Origin of the sequence: Paenarthrobacter sp. NPDC090517 (assembly GCF_044769165.1) — a bacterium.
Taxonomy (GTDB): domain Bacteria; phylum Actinomycetota; class Actinomycetes; order Actinomycetales; family Micrococcaceae; genus Arthrobacter.
The window spans coordinates 1,033,747-1,052,977 of record NZ_JBIVXN010000001.1; the positions used below are offsets into that span (position 1 = coordinate 1,033,747).

Below are 19,231 nucleotides of genomic sequence, written 5' to 3' on the forward strand. Positions count from 1 at the left end.
TTAAGTCTACTGTGAAGAATTCAGTGAATTACTTCTTGTCCTCAGCGGCCGGAGCCTCTTCGGTCTCAGCAGCTTCAGCTTCAGTAGCTTCTGCCTCAGCGGCCGGAGCCTCTTCGGTTTCAGCGGCTTCGGTCTCTGCAGCTTCGGTCTCAACGACCTCTTCCTCGGCAGCCGGAGCAGCCTTGGCAGCGGCTGCGGTTGCTTCAGCAACAACGGCCTGCTTCGGGGAAACCGGCTCGAGAACGAGCTCGATGACAGCCATGGGAGCGTTGTCGCCCTTGCGGTTGCCGATCTTGGTGATGCGGGTGTAGCCACCATCGCGGTTAGCAACGGCGCCGGCGATGTCGGTGAACAGCTCGTGGACAACGCCCTTGTCGCTGATCAGGCCGAGAACGCGGCGGCGGGAAGCGAGGTCGCCACGCTTGGCGAAGGTGACCAGACGCTCTGCGTACGGCTTAAGGCGCTTGGCCTTGGTGACCGTGGTGGTGATGCGCTTGTGCTCAAAAAGAGCAGCTGCCAGGTTCGCGAGCATCAGGCGCTCGTGAGCCGGGCCGCCTCCGAGGCGCGGACCCTTAGTGGGGGTAGGCATAGTTATTTCTCCTGTTATGTAAGCCGGTCAGGTCCATCGCTGGACCCGGCGGCCAAGATCTGCTGTTTAGAGCTCGTCGTCGCTGAACGCGGCGTCGTCCTCTTCGATGGCTGCGGCGCGGGCTGCGAGATCGAAACCGGGAGGGGAGTCCTTGAGGGACAGACCCAGTTCGACGAGCTTTGCCTTGACCTCGTCAATGGACTTCGCACCGAAGTTACGAATGTCCATCAGGTCAGCCTCGGAGCGGGCAACGAGTTCACCCACGGTGTGGATGCCCTCACGCTTGAGGCAGTTGTAGGAACGGACGGTGAGGTCCAGATCCTCGATCGGCAGAGCCATGTCCGCTGCCAGGGCAGCGTCCGTCGGCGACGGGCCAATCTCGATACCTTCAGCTGCGGTGTTCAGCTCACGAGCCAGACCGAACAGTTCCACCAAGGTGGTGCCTGCGGAAGCAACAGCATCGCGCGGGGCGATGGCCTGCTTGGTCTCGACGTCGACAATGAGCTTGTCGAAGTCGGTGCGCTGCTCAACACGGGTAGCTTCCACGCGGAAAGTTACCTTCATGACCGGCGAGTAGATCGAGTCAACCGGAATACGGCCGATCTCGGAGTCGCCGGACTTGTTCTGAGCTGCCGAAACGTAGCCACGGCCGCGCTCGATGGTCAGTTCGAGTTCGAACTTGCCCTTCGAGTTCAGTGTGGCAATGTGCAGATCCGGGTTGTGGAATTCGACGCCGGCCGGCGGAGCGATGTCCGCGGCGGTGACGACTCCGGGGCCCTGCTTGCGCAGGTAAGCAACAACCGGCTCATCGTGCTCGGAGGAAACCGAAAGGTTCTTGATGTTCAGGATGATCTCGGTGACATCTTCCTTTACACCCGGAACCGTGGTGAACTCGTGCAGCACGCCATCGATCCGGATGCTGGTTACAGCAGCACCGGGGATGGAGGAGAGCAGGGTACGGCGGAGGGAGTTTCCGAGGGTGTAGCCGAAGCCCGGCTCCAGCGGTTCAATGATGAAACGGGAGCGGTTCTCGGATACAACTTCTTCAGACAGGGTGGGGCGCTGTGCAATGAGCACTTAGGTTTCCTTTCGGCGAGCATCCGCTATATGACGCAACACAGGTGGTGGAAATCGGCTTCGGTTTCCAGCCTGACCAGCCGGGCCATGCTGATGGATGAGAAATCATCCATAGCAGGCCCGGCCAGTCAGGCGGGGAAGACCTAATTAGACGCGGCGGCGCTTCGGCGGGCGGCAACCGTTGTGGGCGCTGGGGGTGACGTCCTGGATGGAGCCAACCTCGAGGCCTGCGGCCTGAAGCGAACGGATTGCGGTTTCGCGTCCGGATCCCGGGCCCTTGACGAATACGTCAACCTTGCGCAGACCGTGCTCCTGAGCGCGCTTTGCAGCAGCTTCGGCAGCCATCTGGGCAGCGAACGGGGTGGACTTACGGGAGCCCTTGAAGCCAACCTCACCGGCGGAAGCCCATGAGATTACAGCACCGTTCGGGTCCGTGATGGACACGATGGTGTTGTTAAAGGTGCTCTTGATGTGCGCCTGGCCAAGCGCAATATTCTTCTTATCCTTGCGACGCGGCTTACGAACCGCTCCACGAGTCTTCGGGGGCATTGTTTCTCCTACAGAAAGTTATCGGGGGAAAACCGGATCAATCCCGAGGGATTAACGTCCGGCCTTCTTCTTGCCGGCGACGGTGCGCTTCGGGCCCTTGCGGGTACGAGCGTTGGTCTTCGTACGCTGTCCGCGTACGGGCAGGCCCTTGCGGTGGCGCAGGCCTTCGTAGCTGCCGATCTCTACCTTGCGGCGGATGTCAGCGGCTACCTCGCGGCGAAGGTCACCCTCAACCTTGTAGTTGCCTTCAATGTAGTCACGCAGCTGGACCAGCTCGGCGTCAGTCAGGTCCTTGACGCGAACGTCAGCGCTGATGCCGGTGGCAGCCAGGGTTTCGTGTGCACGGGTCTTGCCCACGCCGTAGATGTAAGTAAGCGCAATTTCCAACCGCTTTTCGCGGGGAATGTCTACGCCAGCGAGACGAGCCATAGTGGCAGTACTCCTTGAATAAACCGGAGGTCGTAGGCAGTACACCCACACGTTCAGTGTGGCCCCAGCCTCCGACCGGGGGTTCGCTGACCAGGCTCTGTAATGCAGTCCTGGCACAGCTTGTGCTGCCTTTATTTACTTGCGTGGGCTAGCAGCCCAGGTTTGTCCTTGCGGACGCTGATTCCCGAAGGGGAATTAGCCCTGGCGCTGCTTGTGGCGCGGGTTCTCGCAGATCACCATGACCCGGCCGTTACGGCGGATCACTTTGCACTTGTCGCAGATCTGCTTGACGCTCGGCTTGACCTTCATGGCGTTCCTTTGCGTGTTTTGCAGTTGATCTGCTGGAGCGGCTTAGGCACTATTGCCTTGCCGCCCAGCAATTTACTTGTAGCGGTAGACGATACGACCACGTGTGAGGTCGTATGGGCTCAGCTCCACCACTACCCGGTCCTCGGGGAGGATTCGAATGTAGTGCTGTCGCATCTTCCCAGAGATGTGTGCGAGAACGACGTGCTTATTGGTGAGCTCAACACGAAACATCGCATTGGGCAGCGCCTCAGTCACAACGCCCTCGATCTCAATGACCCCGTCCTTCTTGGCCATATCCTCCGCTAACTGTTGTTTGCCGCCGTCCTCCAGTTAGGCACCGAAGATCCAGCGGACGTTTTTTGTTTGCTTGGCCCTCTTGGAACCACGACACTAAAAAGGGCGTGGCTGCACAGACAACCAACAAATAACTCTACGCCAATGCGGCCGGAAAGTTAAATCCGTCTATGGTAGCGCACCTGCCTCCAGCCGTCACTCCCCCGTTGGCTGATAGGCGGGGAAGTCACCTGCCGGCGTCGAGACGCTTTCGGCGGCAAGGACGCCATCCAGAATCGCCAGCCGGACGGCTTCCGCAGCGGCGCTTTGGAGCGTTATCAGGGAGACTTGCCGCTCCTGTTCAGTACTGCGGTCAAGCCCGACGCCGCCGGTCGCCAAAGCGAACACGGTGTCACCGTCCGCCAAAGTATGGGACGGATCCAAGGCCCTGGCCAGCCCGGCATGCCCGGCACTGGCGGTCCGCTTGCACTCAGCCACGTCGAGTACGGCATTCGTAGCGATCACGACGAGTGTCGTATTGAGCCCTTGCGGCGGCGCCGCGAACGGCGCACCCGGCTGATGCTGCGGGCCTGGGGCCCGGCGGCGCGCGTCTAAGGTGGGCCCACGACGGCCGGGATCCCTGGCCGAGCTTGCGAGGTTAGGGGGCCGTTGGGGCGGCACGACCGAGCGCGCAGAGGGCTGCAGGTCCGCAGGACCAAACACCGGCGCCCCCATCGCGTTCACCACCGCAATGGCTCCAACGATCACCCCGCCTTCAAGAGTGATGGACGACGTACCGATCCCGCCCTTGAACTGTCCGCGCGAAACAACGGCCCCGGTCCCGGCACCCACGTTTCCACGCGCGACGGCGGCATGCTCGCCTGAGTTGAAGGCTGCGGCGGCGGCCTGGTACCCCATGTCGGCGCCTGGACGCGCCGTGACGTCGCCGCCGCGTCCGAGGTCGAAGATGGCGGCTGCCGGCACGATGGGAACCACCGTCCCGGGAACAGCAAACCCCCTTCCCTTGTCCTCACACCACAACTGCGCCCCACCCGCGGTGGCCAGTCCAAAGGCGCTTCCCCCAGTCAGCACCACGGCGTCCACAGTGGAAACCAGCGTTGTCGGATCCAGGGCATCCGTCTCGTGTGTCCCCGGACCCCCGCCACGCACATCCACGGACCCCACAGTCCCCACGGGAGGGAGCACCACAGTAACCCCGGACAACCATCCCTCCCCCACCTTCTGCACATGCCCAACCCGTATGCCAGCAACATCGGTGATCGAATTCATGGCTCCATTCTCCACCTGCCACGCTCCCCGCCTCCAAGGCCAGCCGGGCGGTGACCCGGCAGCGCGGGTCCAAGGTGGGCCCACGACGGCCGGGTTCCCTGGCCGAGCTCGCGAGGCTAGGGGGCCGTTGGGGAGGAACGACCGAGCGTGCAGAGGGCGTCAGCCCACTGACTCCCACGAACGACGCAACAAGTGGTAGCCGAGCCTCGAATTCGAACTCTCGAGTAACGCCGCGTAAACGGGTCTGGAAGTGTCAGCCAACTATCGGTACGGGGCGCCCAATTCGTCCAAACTGCGACTTTCGGTGTGGTGAGCTAGGCCTGACTTCGCCGCCCCGTTCCGGGAGTTGGCGCGCCACATTCCCCCCGAAACCGTTAGTGACTCATGACTACCCGACAGATTCCCAGCAGCGCTGCGCCGGAGGACAGGCCAGATGCCGAGCCTTCGACGATTCCGCCCGTCGCCGCAGCAAGTTCCCGTGACAGGAGACGCTGGTCCGGCCGCAGCCGCAAGGACTTCCTGGTGTTCCTGGCCATGGCCTTGCCAAACTTGGTGTTGATCGGCACCTTCACCTATTGGCCGCTGATCAACAACATCTACTATTCCACGCTGGATTGGACGCTCGGCTCGGCTTCGGCCACGGTGGTCGGGCTGCAGAACTACGTCACGTTTTTCACCAGCGAGGATGCATCCAAGGTCCTCGGGACGACTGCGATCTTCACCCTGGTAACGGTGGGCGGTTCCATGGTCCTTGGCCTGTTGGTTGCCCTTGCCTTGAACTCAAAGGTCCCCGGCACCACGTTCGCCCGTTCCGCGGTGTTCGCGCCCTACGTGCTCTCCGGCGTGGGTGTCGGCTTGGTGTGGCTGTTCATCTTTGATCCCGGCTACGGAGTGCTCGCCTGGGTCCTTCGCGGCCTTGGACAACAGAGCCCGCAGTGGATCAATGATCCCCAGCTTTCCTTGGTGATGGTCATCATTGTGTACGTATGGAAGAACCTGGGCTATTGCGCCGTGGTTTATCTGGCCGGCCTGCAGTCCCTGCCCCGGGACGTGATGGAAGCTGCGGCGTTGGACGGCGCCAACAGCGTGCGGAGATTTTTCAACATCTCCATCCCGTTGCTCTCCCCCACAACGTTCTTCCTGCTGATCACCACCATGCTGAGTTCATTGCAGGCTTTCGACCTTATCCGCATCATGACTCCGCTGGGCAACGGCACCAGCACGCTGATTTACGAGGCGTACCTCCAGGCGTTCGGTGCCTACAACAGGGCAGGCTACTCCGCGGCGATTTCGGTGATTCTCTTCGCGATCCTGCTGATCATTACGGTTCTTCAACTTCGGTTCGTTGAGCGAAAGGTCCATTATTCATGAGCGCAACCGCACCCGCCGTCGTCGTTGATTCCCCACAGGAGACCTCCCAAAAGCCCAACCCGAATGAGCCGCTGCGCCCCTTTTCCAAAGCGAATATCATCCGCACGGTTGCCACCAGTTATGTGCCTCTGATCATCGCCACGCTTGTGGTGTTCCTGCCGTTGCTCTGGATGTTGTTGAGTTCCTTCAAGCAACCGGGCGAGATAGTCACCATGGATCTGAAAATCCTGCCGGAGTCCTTGAACCTGGAGAACTACGCCACGGCCATGACTACGGTTCCGTTCGCGCAGTTCTTCGCCAACAGCTTGATCGTTACGGTGGTGGGTTCGTCCATCAAGGTCATCCTGGCGATCCTCACCGCTTACGCGCTGGTGTTTGTCCGTTTCCCATTCAAGAACGTGATCTTCGTGCTGATCCTGGTTGCGCTCATAGTTCCGGCGCAGGTATCCATCCTGCCCAACTACATCCTGATCGCGGGGATGGGTGGCAAGAACACCTTGTGGGGAATCATTCTTCCAGGCTTGGGGACGGCGTTCGGTACCTTCCTGCTGCGGCAACACTTCCTGACCCTGCCGCCGTCGATCCTCGAAGCAGCTGAAATTGACGGTGCGGGTCACTGGCGCCGGCTGTGGCAGATCATCGTCCCTGTCTCGGTCCCATCGATCGCAACTGTGGCGCTGGTGACCGTGGTCAGTGAATGGAACGACTACATCTGGCCCCTCATCATCACCGACCGCCCGGAAAACATGACGCTCCCCGTGGGCCTGACCCTGCTGCAGAACTCGGAGGGCAACGGTGCCGGGTGGGGAATCCTCATGGCCGGAGCAGTTTTGGTGATCGTGCCCATCCTGCTGGTGTTCGCAGCACTCCAGCGCTACATCGTTGCCGGTCTGACCCAAGGCAGTGTCACCGGCTGATTTTCTCCAACCGCACCATTCGCATCGAAGTACGTTATTGAGAGGAAGCACCATGCGCACCAACCTTGACCGCAGACATTTCCTGGGACTCGCAGGCCTCGGCGCCGGAGCTGCGGCTCTCGCCGCATGCGGCGGACCGTCGACGGCGGGTACGGCAGACGCCGTCGACACCGCATCGATCGACTTCAGCGGGGTAAAGCCCGCAGCCTCCATCGACTTCTGGACCAACCACCCGGGAAAGTCACAGGACGTGGAGAAGACGATTATCGGGAAGTTCCACGCCAAGTTCCCAGACATCAAGGTCAACCTCGTGACGGCGGGCGCCAATTACGAAGAGATCGCCCAGAAGTTCCAGACGTCACAGGCGGCCAAGACGGGCCTGCCGGGATTGGTGGTCCTCTCGGATGTCTGGTGGTTCCGCTACTACTCGAACGGCAGCATCATTCCCATTGATGGCTTGGTGAAGCAACTGGACATCAAAATCGACGACTTCCAGAAGTCGCTGGTGGACGATTACAAATACGAGGACAAGCAGTGGGCGCTCCCCTACGGCCGTTCCACACCGCTGTTCTATTACAACAAGGACCACTTCAAGGCTGCAGGGCTTCCAGACCGGGCGCCGGCCACTTGGCAAGAGTTCGCGGAGTGGGCGCCGAAACTCAAGGCCACCTCAGGGGCGCAGTACGCCTACATCTACCCTGCCCTGGCCGGGTACGCAGGCTGGACCCTTCAAAACAATCTGTGGGGCTGGGGCGGAAGCTGGTCAAAGGACTGGGACATCACCTGCGATTCCGCTCAATCCGTTGCCGCACTGCAGTGGGCGCAGGACTCCATCTACAAGGAAGGCTGGGCCGGTGTCTCGTCCAAGGAGGCAGCTGACGACTTCGCCGCCGGGATCACCTCGTCCACTATTTCCTCCACGGGATCATTGCTTGGCGTTCTGAAAGCGGCAAAGTTCAACGTGGGCGTCGGCTACCTTCCCGGTGGCCCGGAGGCACCCAGCGGCGTCTGCCCCACCGGCGGCGCGGGCCTCGGCATTCCCAGCGGCATCAGCAAGGAAGAGCAGTTGGCTGCGGCGACGTTCCTCAAGTTCATGACCGAACCGGAGAACACTGCCGCCTTCTCGGCCGCCACCGGCTACATGCCCACCAGGCTCTCAGCTGACATGTCGGCAGTTCTTGCGGCAACACCACAGATCAAGACCGCCATGGATCAGCTCGCCGCCACCAGGGTTCAGGACAATGCCCGCGTGTTCCTGCCGGGCGCTGACCAGGAGATGGCCAAGTCGGCGGCCAAGATCCTGACGCAGCAAGGTGACGTCCAAGCGACCATGACCGAGCTCAAGAAGACCCTCGAAGGCATTTACACCAAGGATGTGAAGCCCAAACTGAAGGCATAACTGCTTTCCTGGACATACAAAGAGCTGGGCTACTTCAGTAGCCCAGCTCTTTATTGAAGGTGTTACGGGATGGGGACGGGCACGACGCCGAGCGGTGCCAACTGTTCGGCTCCCCCATCCGGGGCGGACAAAACCCAGATGCCCTTTTCGTGAACAGCTACCGAATGCTCCCACTGGCAAGAACGCTTGCCGTCAGTGGTGACGACGGTCCAGTCATCGTCGAGGGTAGCGGTCTCGATGCCGCCGCGAACCAACATGGGTTCAATGGCCAGGCATAGGCCCGGACGGATCTTGGGGCCGCGGTGACTGGTCCGGTAATTCAAAACGTCCGGGGCCATGTGCATCTCTGAGCCAATGCCGTGGCCTACGTAGTCCTCCAGGATGCCCAACGGCTTTCCGGGGACAGATGACACGTAGTCATCGATCGCGTTTCCAATATCTCCTACGAACTTGCCTTGGGCGAGGGCTGCGATGCCGCGCCACATGGCTGCTTCGGTGACGTCTGAAAGACGCTGGTCTTCGGGATCAACATTGCCAACGATCACTGTCCTGGCAGAGTCGGAATGCCATCCGTCAACGATGCAGCCGCCGTCGATGGAAATAATGTCGCCGTCGTTGAGGACCCTGCCGCCCGGGATGCCATGGACCACTTCTTCATTGACCGAGGTGCAGATGGTGGCCGGGAAGCCGTGATAACCAAGAAAGTTCGACTTTGCTCCGGCATCGTTGAGGACTGCGGCGAAAACGTCGTCCAGGTCCTTTGTAGTGACGCCCGGTTTGGCCGCCGCAACGGCAGCGTCGAGTGCACGGCTCAGGACAAGGCCTGCCTGGTGCATGGTGCGCATCTGCTCGTTGGTTTTGTATTCAATGCGGGGCTGACCGAACGCCATGATCTCCTCTGGAAGGTTTGCTGTAGAGGCCGATCAGGCCTCATGCTTCAACCATTTTCCCGTACCCGGGAGCGTGGCCGAAATTGAAAAGCAGGGTGGAAAAGAAAAAAGGTGTGTCCCGCACTCACGGTACGGGACACACCCCTCGCTCCAGCGCCGTTTTACCGGCTATGTGGAGAACAAACTAAACGGCCTTGGCCGACTCGATCGCCGTCAGCACACGGTCGGTAACTTCATCGATACCGCCAATGCCATCAACCTGCGTGAGGATGCCACGCTCGGCGTACTTGGCCACAACTGCCTCGGTCTGCTCGTGGTACAGATCCAGGCGGTGCCGGATGACGGTTTCGTTGTCATCCGAGCGGCCCGTTTCCTTGGCGCGGCCAAGGAGGCGGGTTACCAGTTCTTCGTCATCGGCGGTCAGCTGGAGCACGACGTCGAGCTCCTGCTCACCCTCAGCAAGGATCTGGTCCAAGTAGTCCACCTGCGCGGTGGTGCGCGGGTAGCCATCCAGGAGGAAGCCGTTTTCGACGTCGCTCTGGCTCAGGCGGTCGCGAACCATGTTGTTCGTGACGCTGTCCGGAACAAAATCGCCGGCGTCCATGTACTTCTTGGCTTCAATGCCCAAAGGGGTTTCGCCCTTTACATTGGCACGGAAGATGTCGCCGGTGGAGATGGCGACTACGCCGAGGCGCTCGGAAATCCGCTCAGCCTGCGTACCCTTGCCCGAACCGGGAGGTCCAATGATCAGCATTCTCGTCATCGCAAAAGCCCTTCGTAGTGACGTTGTTGTAGCTGCGCATCAATCTGCTTGACGGTCTCCAGGCCAACACCCACCATGATCAGGATTGACGTGCCACCGAACGGGAAGTTCTGGTTGGCGTTGATCAGGACGAGTGCAACCAAAGGAATCAAAGCCACGAAGCCCAGGTAAAGGGCTCCAGGCAAGGTGATCCTGGAAAGCACGTACTGCAGGTAGTCCGCGGTCGGTTTACCCGCCCGGATGCCCGGAATAAACCCGCCGTACTTCTTCATGTTGTCCGACACTTCTTCAGGGTTGAAGGTGATGGCAACGTAGAAGTAGGTGAAGAAAACGATCATGGCGAAATACAGCGCCATGTAGATGGGGTGGTCGCCACGGGTGAGGTTGTTGTTGATCCACTCAACCCACGGGGCCATCTGCTCCCCTGGCGCCGGCTGGTTGAACTGTGAAATCAGCCCGGGCAGGTAGAGCATGGAGGACGCGAAGATGACAGGCACGACGCCGGCCATGTTCACCTTGATGGGAATGTAGGTGCTGGTGCCACCCACTGTGCGGCGTCCAATCATGCGCTTGGCGTACTGAACGGGAACGCGACGCTGGGATTGCTCCACAAATACCACCAGCGCCACCGTCAGCAAGCCGACGGCCAGGACCATGAAGAAGGTGCCCGGACCCTTCGACTCCCAGATGGAGCCCAACGAGCCGGGGAAGCTTGCAGCGATGGAGGTGAAGATCAGCAGCGACATGCCATTGCCCACACCCTTTTCCGTGACCAGCTCGCCCATCCACATGATGAGGCCGGTGCCGGCCGTCAGCGTGATGATGATGAGGATGGTGGTCATGATGCTCTCATCAGGAATGATGGGCAGGTTGCAGCCGGGCAGCAATTGGCCGGACCGGGCGAGCGACACCAACGTGGTGGCGTTCAGCAGGCCGAGAGCGATAGTGAGGTACCTGGTGTACTGCGTCAACTTTGACTGACCGGAGGAGCCCTCTTCGTAGAGCTGCTGGAACCGGGGAATGACCACCCGGAGCAGCTGCACGATGATGCTCGCCGTGATGTAGGGCATGATGCCCAAGGCAAACACTGAAACCTGCAGCAACGCGCCGCCGCTGAACAAGTTCACCAGCTGGTAGATGCCCTGCGAGGTGTCACCGGTGTTCAAGCATTGCTGGACATTCTGGTAGTTCACACCAGGCGAGGGGATGAAAGCTCCCAAGCGGAAGATTGTGATGATTCCCAGCGTGAACAACAACTTGCGTCGCAAATCAGGCGTCCGAAACGCCCGGCCGAATGCGCTTAGCAAGCGTCCTCCTGAGTAGAAAGTACAAGGATGTGGATGGGATCAATGAAACCCAACAACCGAGTCTAACCGCTTGTGACGCCGTCGGAATAATCGAGAGTCCACAATCACACAAAAATCCCGGTATACAGGGCCGAAGCCCCGCATACCGGGATCCTTTTACAACGGGCGTTCGCCCCACTGGCTCTTAGAGAGCAGTGGTGCTTCCGCCTGCTGCAGCAATCTTTTCCGCAGCGCTGGAAGAGAATGCGTGGGCGGTGACGTCAACCTTGACGGTGATGTCGCCGGTGCCAAGCACCTTGACGGGCTGGTTCTTGCGAACGGCACCCTTCTCAACCAGGGACTCAACGGTGACAACGCCACCTTCCGGGAACAGCTCGTTGAGCTTCTCCAGGTTAACAACCTGGAACTCAACCCGGAACGGGTTCTTGAAGCCGCGCAGCTTCGGCAGGCGCATGTGCAGCGGCAGCTGGCCGCCGGCAAAGCCAGCCTTTACCTGGTAGCGGGCCTTTGTACCCTTGGTACCGCGACCAGCGGTCTTACCCTTGGAGCCTTCACCACGACCAACACGGGTCTTGGCGGTCTTGGCACCCGGGGCGGGGCGCAGGTGGTGGACCTTCAGAGCATGCTGCTTCTCAGCAGTCTCTTCGGCGGTCTTGTTCTCTGCCATTACTTCGCCTCCTCTACATTCACGAGGTGCGGAACCGTGTTCAGCATTCCAACGGTCACAGCGTCAGCGTTACGGACAACGGTGTGTCCGATGCGCTTCAGGCCGAGGGACCGAAGGGTGGCCTTCTGGTTCTGCTTGGCGCCAATGACGCCCTTGATCTGGGTGATCTCCAACTTGGCGTCGGAGGGAGTCAGGTTCTTAGCCATGACTAAACACCTGCCTTCTGGTTCTGGAGCGCGCGCACCAGAGCAGCAGGAGCAACCTCGTCCAGCGGCAGGCCACGGCGGGCAGCCACGGAAGCGGGCTCTTCGAGCTGCTTCAGAGCGGCAACAGTCGCGTGAACGATGTTGATCGCGTTTGAGGAACCGAGCGACTTGGAGAGGATGTCGTGGATACCCACGCACTCCAATACCGCGCGGACCGGACCACCGGCGATAACACCAGTACCGGCGGAAGCCGGACGCAGCAGGACTACACCTGCAGCGGCCTCACCCTGCACACGGTGCGGGATGGTGCTGCCAACGCGGGGAACGCGGAAGAAGGACTTCTTGGCCTCTTCAACGCCCTTTGCGATAGCCGCGGGAACTTCCTTGGCCTTGCCGTAGCCGACGCCGACCATACCGTTGCCGTCACCGACGACGACGAGGGCGGTGAAGCTGAAGCGACGACCACCCTTGACGACCTTGGCAACGCGGTTGATGGTGACAACGCGCTCTACGAACTGGCTCTTCTCAGCCTCACGACCGCCGTCGCGGCCACCACGGCCACCACGGTCGCCGCGGCCCTGGCCACGGTCGCCGCGCTCGCCACGACGTCCGCCGCGGCGGTCGTCGGTAGCGGGTGCGGTCTCAGTTGCTTCAGCAGCTACAGCTTCAGTCACCTGAATGTCCTTTTCGTTATTTTCAACGGTCACAGTGCCAGCCCACCTTCGCGAGCACCGTCAGCGACGGCGGCGATGCGGCCGTGGTACTTGTTACCGCCACGGTCGAAGACAACAGCTTCGACGCCTGCAGCCTTGGCACGCTCGGCAACGAGCTCACCGACGCGCTTGGCCTTGGCAGTCTTGTCTCCGTCAAATGCGCGGAGGTCAGCTTCCAGGGTGGAAGCGTAAGCCACGGTTACACCCTTGCTGTCATCGACAACCTGGACGAATACGTGACGTGCCGAACGGTTGACGACCAGACGAGGACGTACAGCCGTACCGGTGATGCGCTTGCGGATACGAAGCTGGCGACGGCTGCGTGCAGCAGACTTGCTCTTGTTCGAACGCTTCTTGTTAATTGCGATGGCCATGGTTTACTTACCAGCCTTTCCGACCTTGCGGCGGATGACTTCGCCGGCGTAACGGACACCCTTGCCCTTGTAGGGGTCAGGCTTGCGCAGCTTGCGAATGTTGGCAGCAACCTCGCCGACCTGCTGCTTGTTGATACCCGCAACAGAGAGCTTGGTCGGACCCTCTACTACGAAGGTGATGCCTTCGGGTGCAGAGACGTTAACCGGGTGGCTGTAGCCCAGAGCGAACTCCAGGTCAGAACCCTTGGCCTGAACGCGGTAACCAGTACCAACGATTTCAAGCTTCTTCTCGTAGCCCTCGGTAACGCCCTGGATCATGTTGGCGATCAGGGTGCGGGTCAGGCCGTGCAGCGAACGCGAGTTGCGCTCATCGTTCGGGCGGGTGACCGTGAGAGTGTTCTCTTCCTGGGTGACCTCGATCGGGCTGGCCACAGTGTGGCTCAGCTCGCCTTTGGCACCTTTGACGCTGATGACGGAGCCATCGAGCTTGACCTCAACTCCGGCAGGAACGGTGATGGGGAGACGTCCAATACGTGACATTATTCTCTTCCTTTCCCGTTACCAGACGTACGCGAGGACTTCGCCGCCCACGCCCTTCTTACCGGCCTGCTTGTCAGTCAGGAGGCCGGAAGAGGTGGACAGGATTGCGATACCCAGGCCACCCAGCACGTGCGGCAGGTTGGTGGACTTCGCGTAAACGCGGAGGCCCGGCTTGGAGATGCGGCGGACGCCAGCGATGGAACGCTCGCGGTTCGGACCGAACTTCAGGTCGATGGTCAGCTTCTTGCCAACCTCGGCGTCTTCTTCCTTCCAGCCGGCAATGTAGCCTTCTGCCTTCAGGATGTCAGCAACGCGTGCCTTCAGTTTGCTGTACGGCATGGACACGGTGTCGTGGTATGCCGAGTTTGCATTGCGCAGACGCGTGAGCATGTCTGCGACAGGATCTGTCATAGTCATTTGGGCTATAGCCCTTCCTCGTACCGGTTTCCGCTGCGCTTGCTCCTAAGAGCCTGCGCGGACGGACCTGTCACGTAGTTAGTTTTCGGTCTTGAACGGGAAACCAAGCGCCTTGAGCAGCGCGCGGCCTTCGTCATCGGTCTTGGCGGTGGTGACGACCGTGATGTCCATACCGCGAACGCGGTCAATGGAGTCCTGGTCGATTTCGTGGAACATAACCTGCTCGGTCAGACCGAAGGTGTAGTTGCCGTTGCCATCGAACTGCTTGCCGTTGAGGCCGCGGAAGTCGCGGATACGCGGCAGAGCCAGCGAAACCAGACGGTCCACGAATTCCCACATGCGGTCTCCACGCAGAGTTGCGTGTGCACCGATGGGCATGCCTTCGCGCAGCTTGAACTGTGCGATCGACTTGCGGGCCTTGGTTACCTGCGGCTTCTGGCCGGTGATCAGGGTGAGGTCGCGGACAGCGCCGTCGATCAGCTTGGAGTCCTTGGCGGCATCTCCAACACCCATGTTCACTACAACCTTCACCAGGCGGGGAACCTGGTTGACGTTCGCGTAGCTGAATTCGTCCTGCAGGGACTTCTTGATGGTCTCTGCGTACTTCGTCTTCAGACGCGGAACGATCTTTACTGGAGTCTCGAGAGTCTCAGTCATTAGATGTCCTTCCCGGTGGCCTTGGACACGCGGATACGGACGGTCTTGGTAGCGCCATCCTTCTCAACGGTGTCGAGACGGAAACCAACACGGGTCGGCTTCTTGGTCGACGGGTCAACCAAAGCAACGTTGGAAACGTGGATCGGGGCTTCAACAACCTCGATGCCACCGGTCTTGGTGCCGCGCTGCGACTGACCGACCTTGGAGTGCTTGGTGACGCGGTTGATTCCCTCTACCAGCACGCGGTTGGTGTCCGGGAATACGCGCAGGACCTTGCCCTGCTTGCCGCGGTCGCCGCCACGTTCCTGCTTGGCGCCGGTGATGACCTGAACGAGGTCACCCTTCTTGATCTTAGCCATGGACTAAAGCACCTCCGGGGCCAGCGAAACGATCTTCATGAACTTCTTGTCGCGAAGTTCACGACCAACCGGGCCGAAGATACGGGTACCGCGGGGGTCACCGTCGTTCTTCAGGATCACAGCTGCGTTTTCGTCAAACTTGATGTAGGAACCATCCGCACGGCGGCGTTCCTTCTTGGTACGAACGATGACAGCCTTGACGACGTCACCCTTCTTTACGTTGCCGCCAGGGATAGCGTCCTTGACGGTGGCGACGATGACGTCGCCGATGCCTGCGTAGCGACGACCGGATCCACCGAGAACGCGAATGGTAAGGATTTCCTTAGCACCCGTGTTGTCGGCGACCTTGAGTCGCGACTCCTGCTGAATCAATTTCTACTCCTTGCGTCGCGCCGGTTCTCAGACCGAAATCATGCATACGGAATGAGCCTTGCGGAACGGTTGATCGGGGTGTCTCTTGACCTGCCTGGATTTTGCCAGTACAGGCCTAAACGCCCGTGCCACAAGCATCAGCTTCCCTTGCAGAAAACTCTGCGCGGGGCAGTATGCAGCGGCACGATTGTTTACGAGGTAGTGGACGACGCACAAGTGGCGCCATACAAACTCAATATCCTAGCACGTTTGCGGCCTGAAACCGAAACGGCTTGAGAAGCGGAAAGGCCCGCATTCCCGAAGGAATGCGGGCCTTTCCAGTGAATCACTGCCAGGCGTGCCCGGCGTCGGATTTACTTGGCCTTTTCGAGGATCTCCACCAGACGCCACCGCTTGGTAGCGGACAGCGGGCGGGTCTCAGAGATGAGAACGAGGTCGCCGATGCCGGCGGTGTTCTCTTCGTCGTGAGCCTTGATCTTCGAGGTGCGGCGAATAACCTTGCCGTACAGAGCGTGCTTCACGCGGTCTTCAACCTGAACAACGATGGTCTTTTCCATCTTGTCAGAGACAACGTAGCCGCGACGCGTCTTACGGTAACCGCGCTGTTCAGCGCTGGCTGCTGCTTCCGTCACAGTTTCCTTCTCGCTCACTTGGCGTCCTCTCCAGCTTCAACCTCGGCCTTTTCAGCCTTGGTAGCCTTCTTGGACTTCTTTTCTTCCTTGGCTTCCACAACCGGTGCGGCAACCTCGGCACGAATGCCCAGCTCGCGCTCACGGAGAACGGTGTAGATGCGTGCGATGTCCTTCTTTACCGCGCGCAGGCGACCGTGGTTCTCCAGCTGTCCGGTGGCGGACTGGAAACGCAGGTTGAACAGCTCTTCCTTGGACTTGCGGAGTTCTTCAACGAGACGCTCGTTGTCGAAACCGTCCAGCTGTGCGGGTGCGAGATCCTTCGACCCTACTGCCATTTCTATTCACCACCTTCGCGACGCACAATGCGTGCCTTCAACGGGAGCTTGTGGATTGCCAGGCGCAGGGCCTCGCGAGCTACCTCTTCATTGACACCGGAGAGTTCGAAGAGAACCCGGCCCGGCTTGACGTTTGCGACCCACCATTCCGGAGAACCCTTACCGGAACCCATACGGGTTTCAGCAGGCTTCTTCGTCAGCGGACGGTCCGGGTAGATGTTGATCCAGACCTTACCGCCACGCTTGATGTGGCGGGTCATCGCGATACGAGCGGACTCGATCTGACGGTTGGTTACGTATGCCGGGCTGAGAGCCTGGATACCGTACTCACCGAAGCTGACCTTGGTGCCGCCCGTTGCAGCGCCGGAACGACCCGGGTGGTGCTGCTTACGGTGCTTGACTCGACGTGGGATAAGCATTTAAGCCTGTCCTCCTTCTGCTGCCGGAGCAGCAGCTTCAGCGGCCGGTGCTTCAACGGCAGCGGGTGCTGCCTCAGCTGCCGGACGGTCGTTACGACGACGGCGGTCGCCACCCGGGCGGCCCGGACGGTCTCCTGCACGGCCACGGGACGGAGCAGCAGCTGCCTGCTGAGCCAGTTCCTTGGCAGTTACGTCACCCTTGTAGATCCAAACCTTCACACCGATACGGCCGAAGGTGGTCTTGGCTTCGTAGAAGCCGTAGTCGATGTTCGCGCGGAGGGTGTGCAGGGGCACACGGCCTTCGCGGTAGAACTCCGAGCGGGACATTTCTGCGCCACCCAGACGACCCGAGCAAGCAACACGGATACCCTTGGCACCCGCACGCTGTGCGGACTGCATTGCCTTCTTCATCGCACGGCGGAAAGCCACGCGGGAAGTCAGCTGCTCAGCGATGCCCTGGGCAACAAGCTGTGCTTCCATCTCGGGGTTCTTGACCTCGAGGATGTTCAGCTGAACCTGCTTGCCGGTGAGCTTTTCGAGCTCGCCGCGGATGCGGTCTGCTTCAGCGCCGCGGCGGCCGATAACGATACCCGGGCGTGCCGTGTGGATATCCACGCGGACACGGTCACGGGTGCGCTCGATCTCGACCTTGGCGATGCCGGCGCGCTCCATGCCGGTGGACATGAGCTGACGGATCTTGATGTCCTCGCGGACGAAATCCTTGTAGCGCTGTCCGGGCTTGGTGCTGTCAGCGAACCAGTGCGAAACGTGGTCGGTGGTGATGCCGAGTCGGAACCCGTGCGGGTTTACTTTCTGTCCCACTTAGCGAGCCTCCTCTTTCTCCGGGGTTGCGACAACCAGCGTGATGTGGCTGGTCCGCTTCCTAATGCGGTAGGCGCGGCCCTGGGCACGCGGCTGGAACCGCTTCATGGTCGGGCCTTCATCAACAAATGCTTCGGTGATGAAGAGGTCGCTGTCGTCGAATGCAACGCCGTCACGGTCCGCGAGGACACGTGCGTTGGCCATTGCCGACTGAAGTACCTTGAATACCGGCTCCGAAGCTGCCTGGGGGGCAAACTTCAGAATTGCCAGAGCCTCATTCGCTTGCTTACCACGAACAAGGTTGACGACGCGCCGGGCCTTCATAGGCGTTACGCGGATGTGACGCGCAATAGCCTTGGCTTCCATTGCTTTCCTTCTCTCGTCTAAGACGTAAAGTCAGGCGCCTAGCGGCGCTTGCCCTTACGGTCGTCCTTAACATGGCCGCGGAATGTCCGCGTGGGAGCGAATTCGCCGAGCTTGTGCCCGACCATCGACTCTGTGACAAACACCGGGATGTGCTTGCGTCCGTCGTGTACGGCGATCGTGTGCCCGAGCATGTCGGGGATGATCATCGAACGGCGGGACCAGGTCTTGATGACGTTCTTGGTGCCCTTATCGTTTTCCCGTGCGACCTTCACAAAGAGGTGCTGGTCAACGAAAGGACCTTTTTTCAGGCTGCGTGGCATGTGTCCAGGCTCCTATCGCTTGTTCTTGCCAGTACGGCGGCGACGAACAATAAGCTTGTCGCTCTCTTTGTTCGGACGGCGGGTACGGCCCTCGGGCTTGCCGTTCGGGTTAACCGGGTGACGTCCACCGGAAGTCTTACCTTCACCACCACCGTGCGGGTGGTCAACCGGGTTCATGGCTACACCACGGACAGTCGGGCGAACGCCCTTCCAGCGCATACGGCCGGCCTTGCCCCAGTTGATGTTCGACTGCTCGGCGTTGCCGACCTCGCCGACGGTTGCGCGGCAGCGCACGTCGACGTTGCGGATTTCGCCGGAGGGCAGACGCAACTGTGCGAAGCGGCCTTCCTTGGCAACGAGCTGTACCGAAGCACCTGCGGAACGTGCCATCTTGGCGCCGCCACCCGGACGCAGTTCAACTGCGTGGATTACGGTACCAACCGGGATGTTGCGCAGCGGCAGGTTGTTGCCCGGCTTGATGTCAGCGTCAGGACCAGCCTCGACGAAGTCACCCTGGGACAGCTTGTTAGGAGCGATGATGTAACGCTTGGTGCCATCAACGTAGTGCAGGAGTGCGATGCGAGCCGTACGGTTCGGGTCGTACTCGATTTCGGCAACGCGGGCGTTGATGCCGTCCTTGTCGTGACGACGGAAGTCGATCAGACGGTACTGGCGCTTGTGCCCACCACCCTTGTGACGGGTGGTGATCTTACCGGAGTTGTTACGGCCGCCTGTTTTGTGCAGCGGACGCAGCAACGACTTTTCCGGAGTCGATCGCGTGATTTCAGCGAAGTCGGCTACGCTCGAGCCACGACGGCCCGGGGTAGTCGGCTTGTATTTACGGATTCCCATAATTTATTTCCTCGTTA

29 protein-coding genes are annotated in these 19,231 nt (G+C 60.4%); 3 read left to right on the plus strand and 26 right to left on the minus strand.

Annotated elements, in window-relative coordinates:
• Nucleotides 1-28 precede the first annotated feature (28 nt).
• From rplQ to ACIQTW_RS04795, 7 genes are all read right to left on the minus strand, one after another.
• Complete coding sequence (gene rplQ / locus ACIQTW_RS04765) at nucleotides 29-589, minus strand: 50S ribosomal protein L17 (RefSeq protein WP_402934272.1); 561 nt, start codon at nucleotides 587-589, stop codon at nucleotides 29-31.
• A gap of 66 nt (nucleotides 590-655) precedes the next feature.
• Complete coding sequence (locus ACIQTW_RS04770; RefSeq protein ID WP_011775567.1) at nucleotides 656-1,666, minus strand: DNA-directed RNA polymerase subunit alpha; 1,011 nt, start codon at nucleotides 1,664-1,666, stop codon at nucleotides 656-658.
• A 147-nt stretch (nucleotides 1,667-1,813) separates the two neighbouring features.
• Nucleotides 1,814-2,215, minus strand: a complete 402-nt coding sequence (gene rpsK / locus ACIQTW_RS04775; protein WP_014922380.1) for a 30S ribosomal protein S11 — start codon at nucleotides 2,213-2,215, stop codon at nucleotides 1,814-1,816.
• Between the two features lie 51 nt (nucleotides 2,216-2,266).
• The gene (rpsM, locus tag ACIQTW_RS04780) at nucleotides 2,267-2,644 is read right to left on the minus strand and encodes a 30S ribosomal protein S13 (RefSeq protein WP_011775569.1); all 378 of its coding nucleotides are present in this window, start codon (nucleotides 2,642-2,644) and stop codon (nucleotides 2,267-2,269) included.
• A 195-nt stretch (nucleotides 2,645-2,839) separates the two neighbouring features.
• On the minus strand, nucleotides 2,840-2,953 hold the full coding sequence (gene rpmJ, locus ACIQTW_RS04785) for a 50S ribosomal protein L36 (protein ID WP_011775570.1): 114 nt from the start codon (nucleotides 2,951-2,953) through the stop codon (nucleotides 2,840-2,842).
• Nucleotides 2,954-3,025: 72 nt separating this feature from the next.
• Nucleotides 3,026-3,247: a translation initiation factor IF-1 gene (infA, locus tag ACIQTW_RS04790; protein ID WP_011775571.1), complete on the minus strand. Its 222-nt coding sequence runs from the start codon at nucleotides 3,245-3,247 to the stop codon at nucleotides 3,026-3,028.
• Between the two features lie 195 nt (nucleotides 3,248-3,442).
• Nucleotides 3,443-4,516 (minus strand): P1 family peptidase, encoded by a 1,074-nt coding sequence (locus ACIQTW_RS04795; RefSeq protein WP_402934275.1) that lies wholly within the window; start codon nucleotides 4,514-4,516, stop codon nucleotides 3,443-3,445.
• Between the two features lie 384 nt (nucleotides 4,517-4,900).
• Between ACIQTW_RS04795 and ACIQTW_RS04800 the strand changes: the two genes are divergently transcribed.
• Genes ACIQTW_RS04800 through ACIQTW_RS04810 form a run of 3 tightly spaced genes read left to right on the plus strand, consistent with a single transcriptional unit; the run spans nucleotide 4,901 to nucleotide 8,203 of the window.
• On the plus strand, nucleotides 4,901-5,887 hold the full coding sequence (locus ACIQTW_RS04800) for a carbohydrate ABC transporter permease (RefSeq protein WP_402934277.1): 987 nt from the start codon (nucleotides 4,901-4,903) through the stop codon (nucleotides 5,885-5,887).
• Nucleotides 5,884-6,804, plus strand: coding sequence for a carbohydrate ABC transporter permease (locus tag ACIQTW_RS04805; protein ID WP_402934279.1), 921 nt, complete (start codon nucleotides 5,884-5,886; stop codon nucleotides 6,802-6,804). The genes ACIQTW_RS04800 and ACIQTW_RS04805 overlap by 4 nt, the downstream gene beginning before the upstream one ends.
• Nucleotides 6,805-6,856: 52 nt before the next feature.
• Nucleotides 6,857-8,203: an ABC transporter substrate-binding protein gene (locus ACIQTW_RS04810; RefSeq protein ID WP_402934281.1), complete on the plus strand. Its 1,347-nt coding sequence runs from the start codon at nucleotides 6,857-6,859 to the stop codon at nucleotides 8,201-8,203.
• 62 nt (nucleotides 8,204-8,265) lie between these two features.
• On the opposite strand, the gene map is transcribed toward ACIQTW_RS04810, so the two are convergent.
• The 19 genes from map to rplB all read right to left on the minus strand — a co-directional run bounded on the left by map (nucleotide 8,266) and on the right by rplB (nucleotide 19,214).
• The gene (gene map, locus ACIQTW_RS04815; protein WP_178997199.1) at nucleotides 8,266-9,093 is read right to left on the minus strand and encodes a type I methionyl aminopeptidase; all 828 of its coding nucleotides are present in this window, start codon (nucleotides 9,091-9,093) and stop codon (nucleotides 8,266-8,268) included.
• Nucleotides 9,094-9,277: 184 nt separating this feature from the next.
• Nucleotides 9,278-9,847, minus strand: coding sequence for an adenylate kinase (locus ACIQTW_RS04820; RefSeq protein WP_017200274.1), 570 nt, complete (start codon nucleotides 9,845-9,847; stop codon nucleotides 9,278-9,280).
• Nucleotides 9,848-9,852: 5 nt separating this feature from the next.
• Nucleotides 9,853-11,163, minus strand: coding sequence for a preprotein translocase subunit SecY (gene secY, locus ACIQTW_RS04825; protein WP_017200273.1), 1,311 nt, complete (start codon nucleotides 11,161-11,163; stop codon nucleotides 9,853-9,855).
• 184 nt (nucleotides 11,164-11,347) lie between these two features.
• Nucleotides 11,348-11,830, minus strand: coding sequence for a 50S ribosomal protein L15 (gene rplO, locus ACIQTW_RS04830; protein WP_011775579.1), 483 nt, complete (start codon nucleotides 11,828-11,830; stop codon nucleotides 11,348-11,350).
• Nucleotides 11,830-12,036, minus strand: a complete 207-nt coding sequence (rpmD, locus tag ACIQTW_RS04835) for a 50S ribosomal protein L30 (RefSeq protein ID WP_011775580.1) — start codon at nucleotides 12,034-12,036, stop codon at nucleotides 11,830-11,832. Before rpmD ends, rplO begins: the two co-directional genes overlap by 1 nt.
• Nucleotides 12,037-12,038: 2 nt before the next feature.
• Nucleotides 12,039-12,710 (minus strand): 30S ribosomal protein S5, encoded by a 672-nt coding sequence (gene rpsE, locus ACIQTW_RS04840; protein WP_011775581.1) that lies wholly within the window; start codon nucleotides 12,708-12,710, stop codon nucleotides 12,039-12,041.
• A 29-nt stretch (nucleotides 12,711-12,739) separates the two neighbouring features.
• A complete protein-coding gene (gene rplR, locus ACIQTW_RS04845; protein ID WP_011775582.1) occupies nucleotides 12,740-13,123 on the minus strand; it encodes a 50S ribosomal protein L18 in 384 nt (127 codons plus the stop codon).
• A gap of 3 nt (nucleotides 13,124-13,126) precedes the next feature.
• A complete protein-coding gene (rplF, locus tag ACIQTW_RS04850; RefSeq protein WP_011775583.1) occupies nucleotides 13,127-13,663 on the minus strand; it encodes a 50S ribosomal protein L6 in 537 nt (178 codons plus the stop codon).
• An 18-nt stretch (nucleotides 13,664-13,681) separates the two neighbouring features.
• Nucleotides 13,682-14,080, minus strand: a complete 399-nt coding sequence (gene rpsH / locus ACIQTW_RS04855; RefSeq protein WP_011775584.1) for a 30S ribosomal protein S8 — start codon at nucleotides 14,078-14,080, stop codon at nucleotides 13,682-13,684.
• A gap of 78 nt (nucleotides 14,081-14,158) precedes the next feature.
• On the minus strand, nucleotides 14,159-14,737 hold the full coding sequence (gene rplE, locus ACIQTW_RS04860; RefSeq protein WP_011775585.1) for a 50S ribosomal protein L5: 579 nt from the start codon (nucleotides 14,735-14,737) through the stop codon (nucleotides 14,159-14,161).
• Entirely contained in the window at nucleotides 14,737-15,096 is a 360-nt protein-coding gene (gene rplX / locus ACIQTW_RS04865) for a 50S ribosomal protein L24 (RefSeq protein WP_011775586.1), read from the minus strand. Before rplX ends, rplE begins: the two co-directional genes overlap by 1 nt.
• A gap of 3 nt (nucleotides 15,097-15,099) precedes the next feature.
• A complete protein-coding gene (gene rplN / locus ACIQTW_RS04870) occupies nucleotides 15,100-15,468 on the minus strand; it encodes a 50S ribosomal protein L14 (RefSeq protein WP_003803789.1) in 369 nt (122 codons plus the stop codon).
• A gap of 353 nt (nucleotides 15,469-15,821) precedes the next feature.
• A complete protein-coding gene (gene rpsQ, locus ACIQTW_RS04875) occupies nucleotides 15,822-16,118 on the minus strand; it encodes a 30S ribosomal protein S17 (RefSeq protein ID WP_011775587.1) in 297 nt (98 codons plus the stop codon).
• Complete coding sequence (gene rpmC / locus ACIQTW_RS04880; protein WP_024817588.1) at nucleotides 16,115-16,435, minus strand: 50S ribosomal protein L29; 321 nt, start codon at nucleotides 16,433-16,435, stop codon at nucleotides 16,115-16,117. The genes rpsQ and rpmC overlap by 4 nt, the downstream gene beginning before the upstream one ends.
• A 2-nt stretch (nucleotides 16,436-16,437) precedes the next feature.
• On the minus strand, nucleotides 16,438-16,854 hold the full coding sequence (rplP, locus tag ACIQTW_RS04885) for a 50S ribosomal protein L16 (RefSeq protein ID WP_003803795.1): 417 nt from the start codon (nucleotides 16,852-16,854) through the stop codon (nucleotides 16,438-16,440).
• The gene (gene rpsC / locus ACIQTW_RS04890; RefSeq protein ID WP_011775589.1) at nucleotides 16,855-17,676 is read right to left on the minus strand and encodes a 30S ribosomal protein S3; all 822 of its coding nucleotides are present in this window, start codon (nucleotides 17,674-17,676) and stop codon (nucleotides 16,855-16,857) included.
• Entirely contained in the window at nucleotides 17,677-18,042 is a 366-nt protein-coding gene (gene rplV, locus ACIQTW_RS04895; protein WP_011775590.1) for a 50S ribosomal protein L22, read from the minus strand.
• 38 nt (nucleotides 18,043-18,080) lie between these two features.
• Nucleotides 18,081-18,362, minus strand: coding sequence for a 30S ribosomal protein S19 (rpsS, locus tag ACIQTW_RS04900; protein WP_011775591.1), 282 nt, complete (start codon nucleotides 18,360-18,362; stop codon nucleotides 18,081-18,083).
• A 12-nt stretch (nucleotides 18,363-18,374) separates the two neighbouring features.
• Nucleotides 18,375-19,214 (minus strand): 50S ribosomal protein L2, encoded by an 840-nt coding sequence (gene rplB, locus ACIQTW_RS04905; RefSeq protein ID WP_011775592.1) that lies wholly within the window; start codon nucleotides 19,212-19,214, stop codon nucleotides 18,375-18,377.
• Nucleotides 19,215-19,231 lie beyond the last annotated feature (17 nt).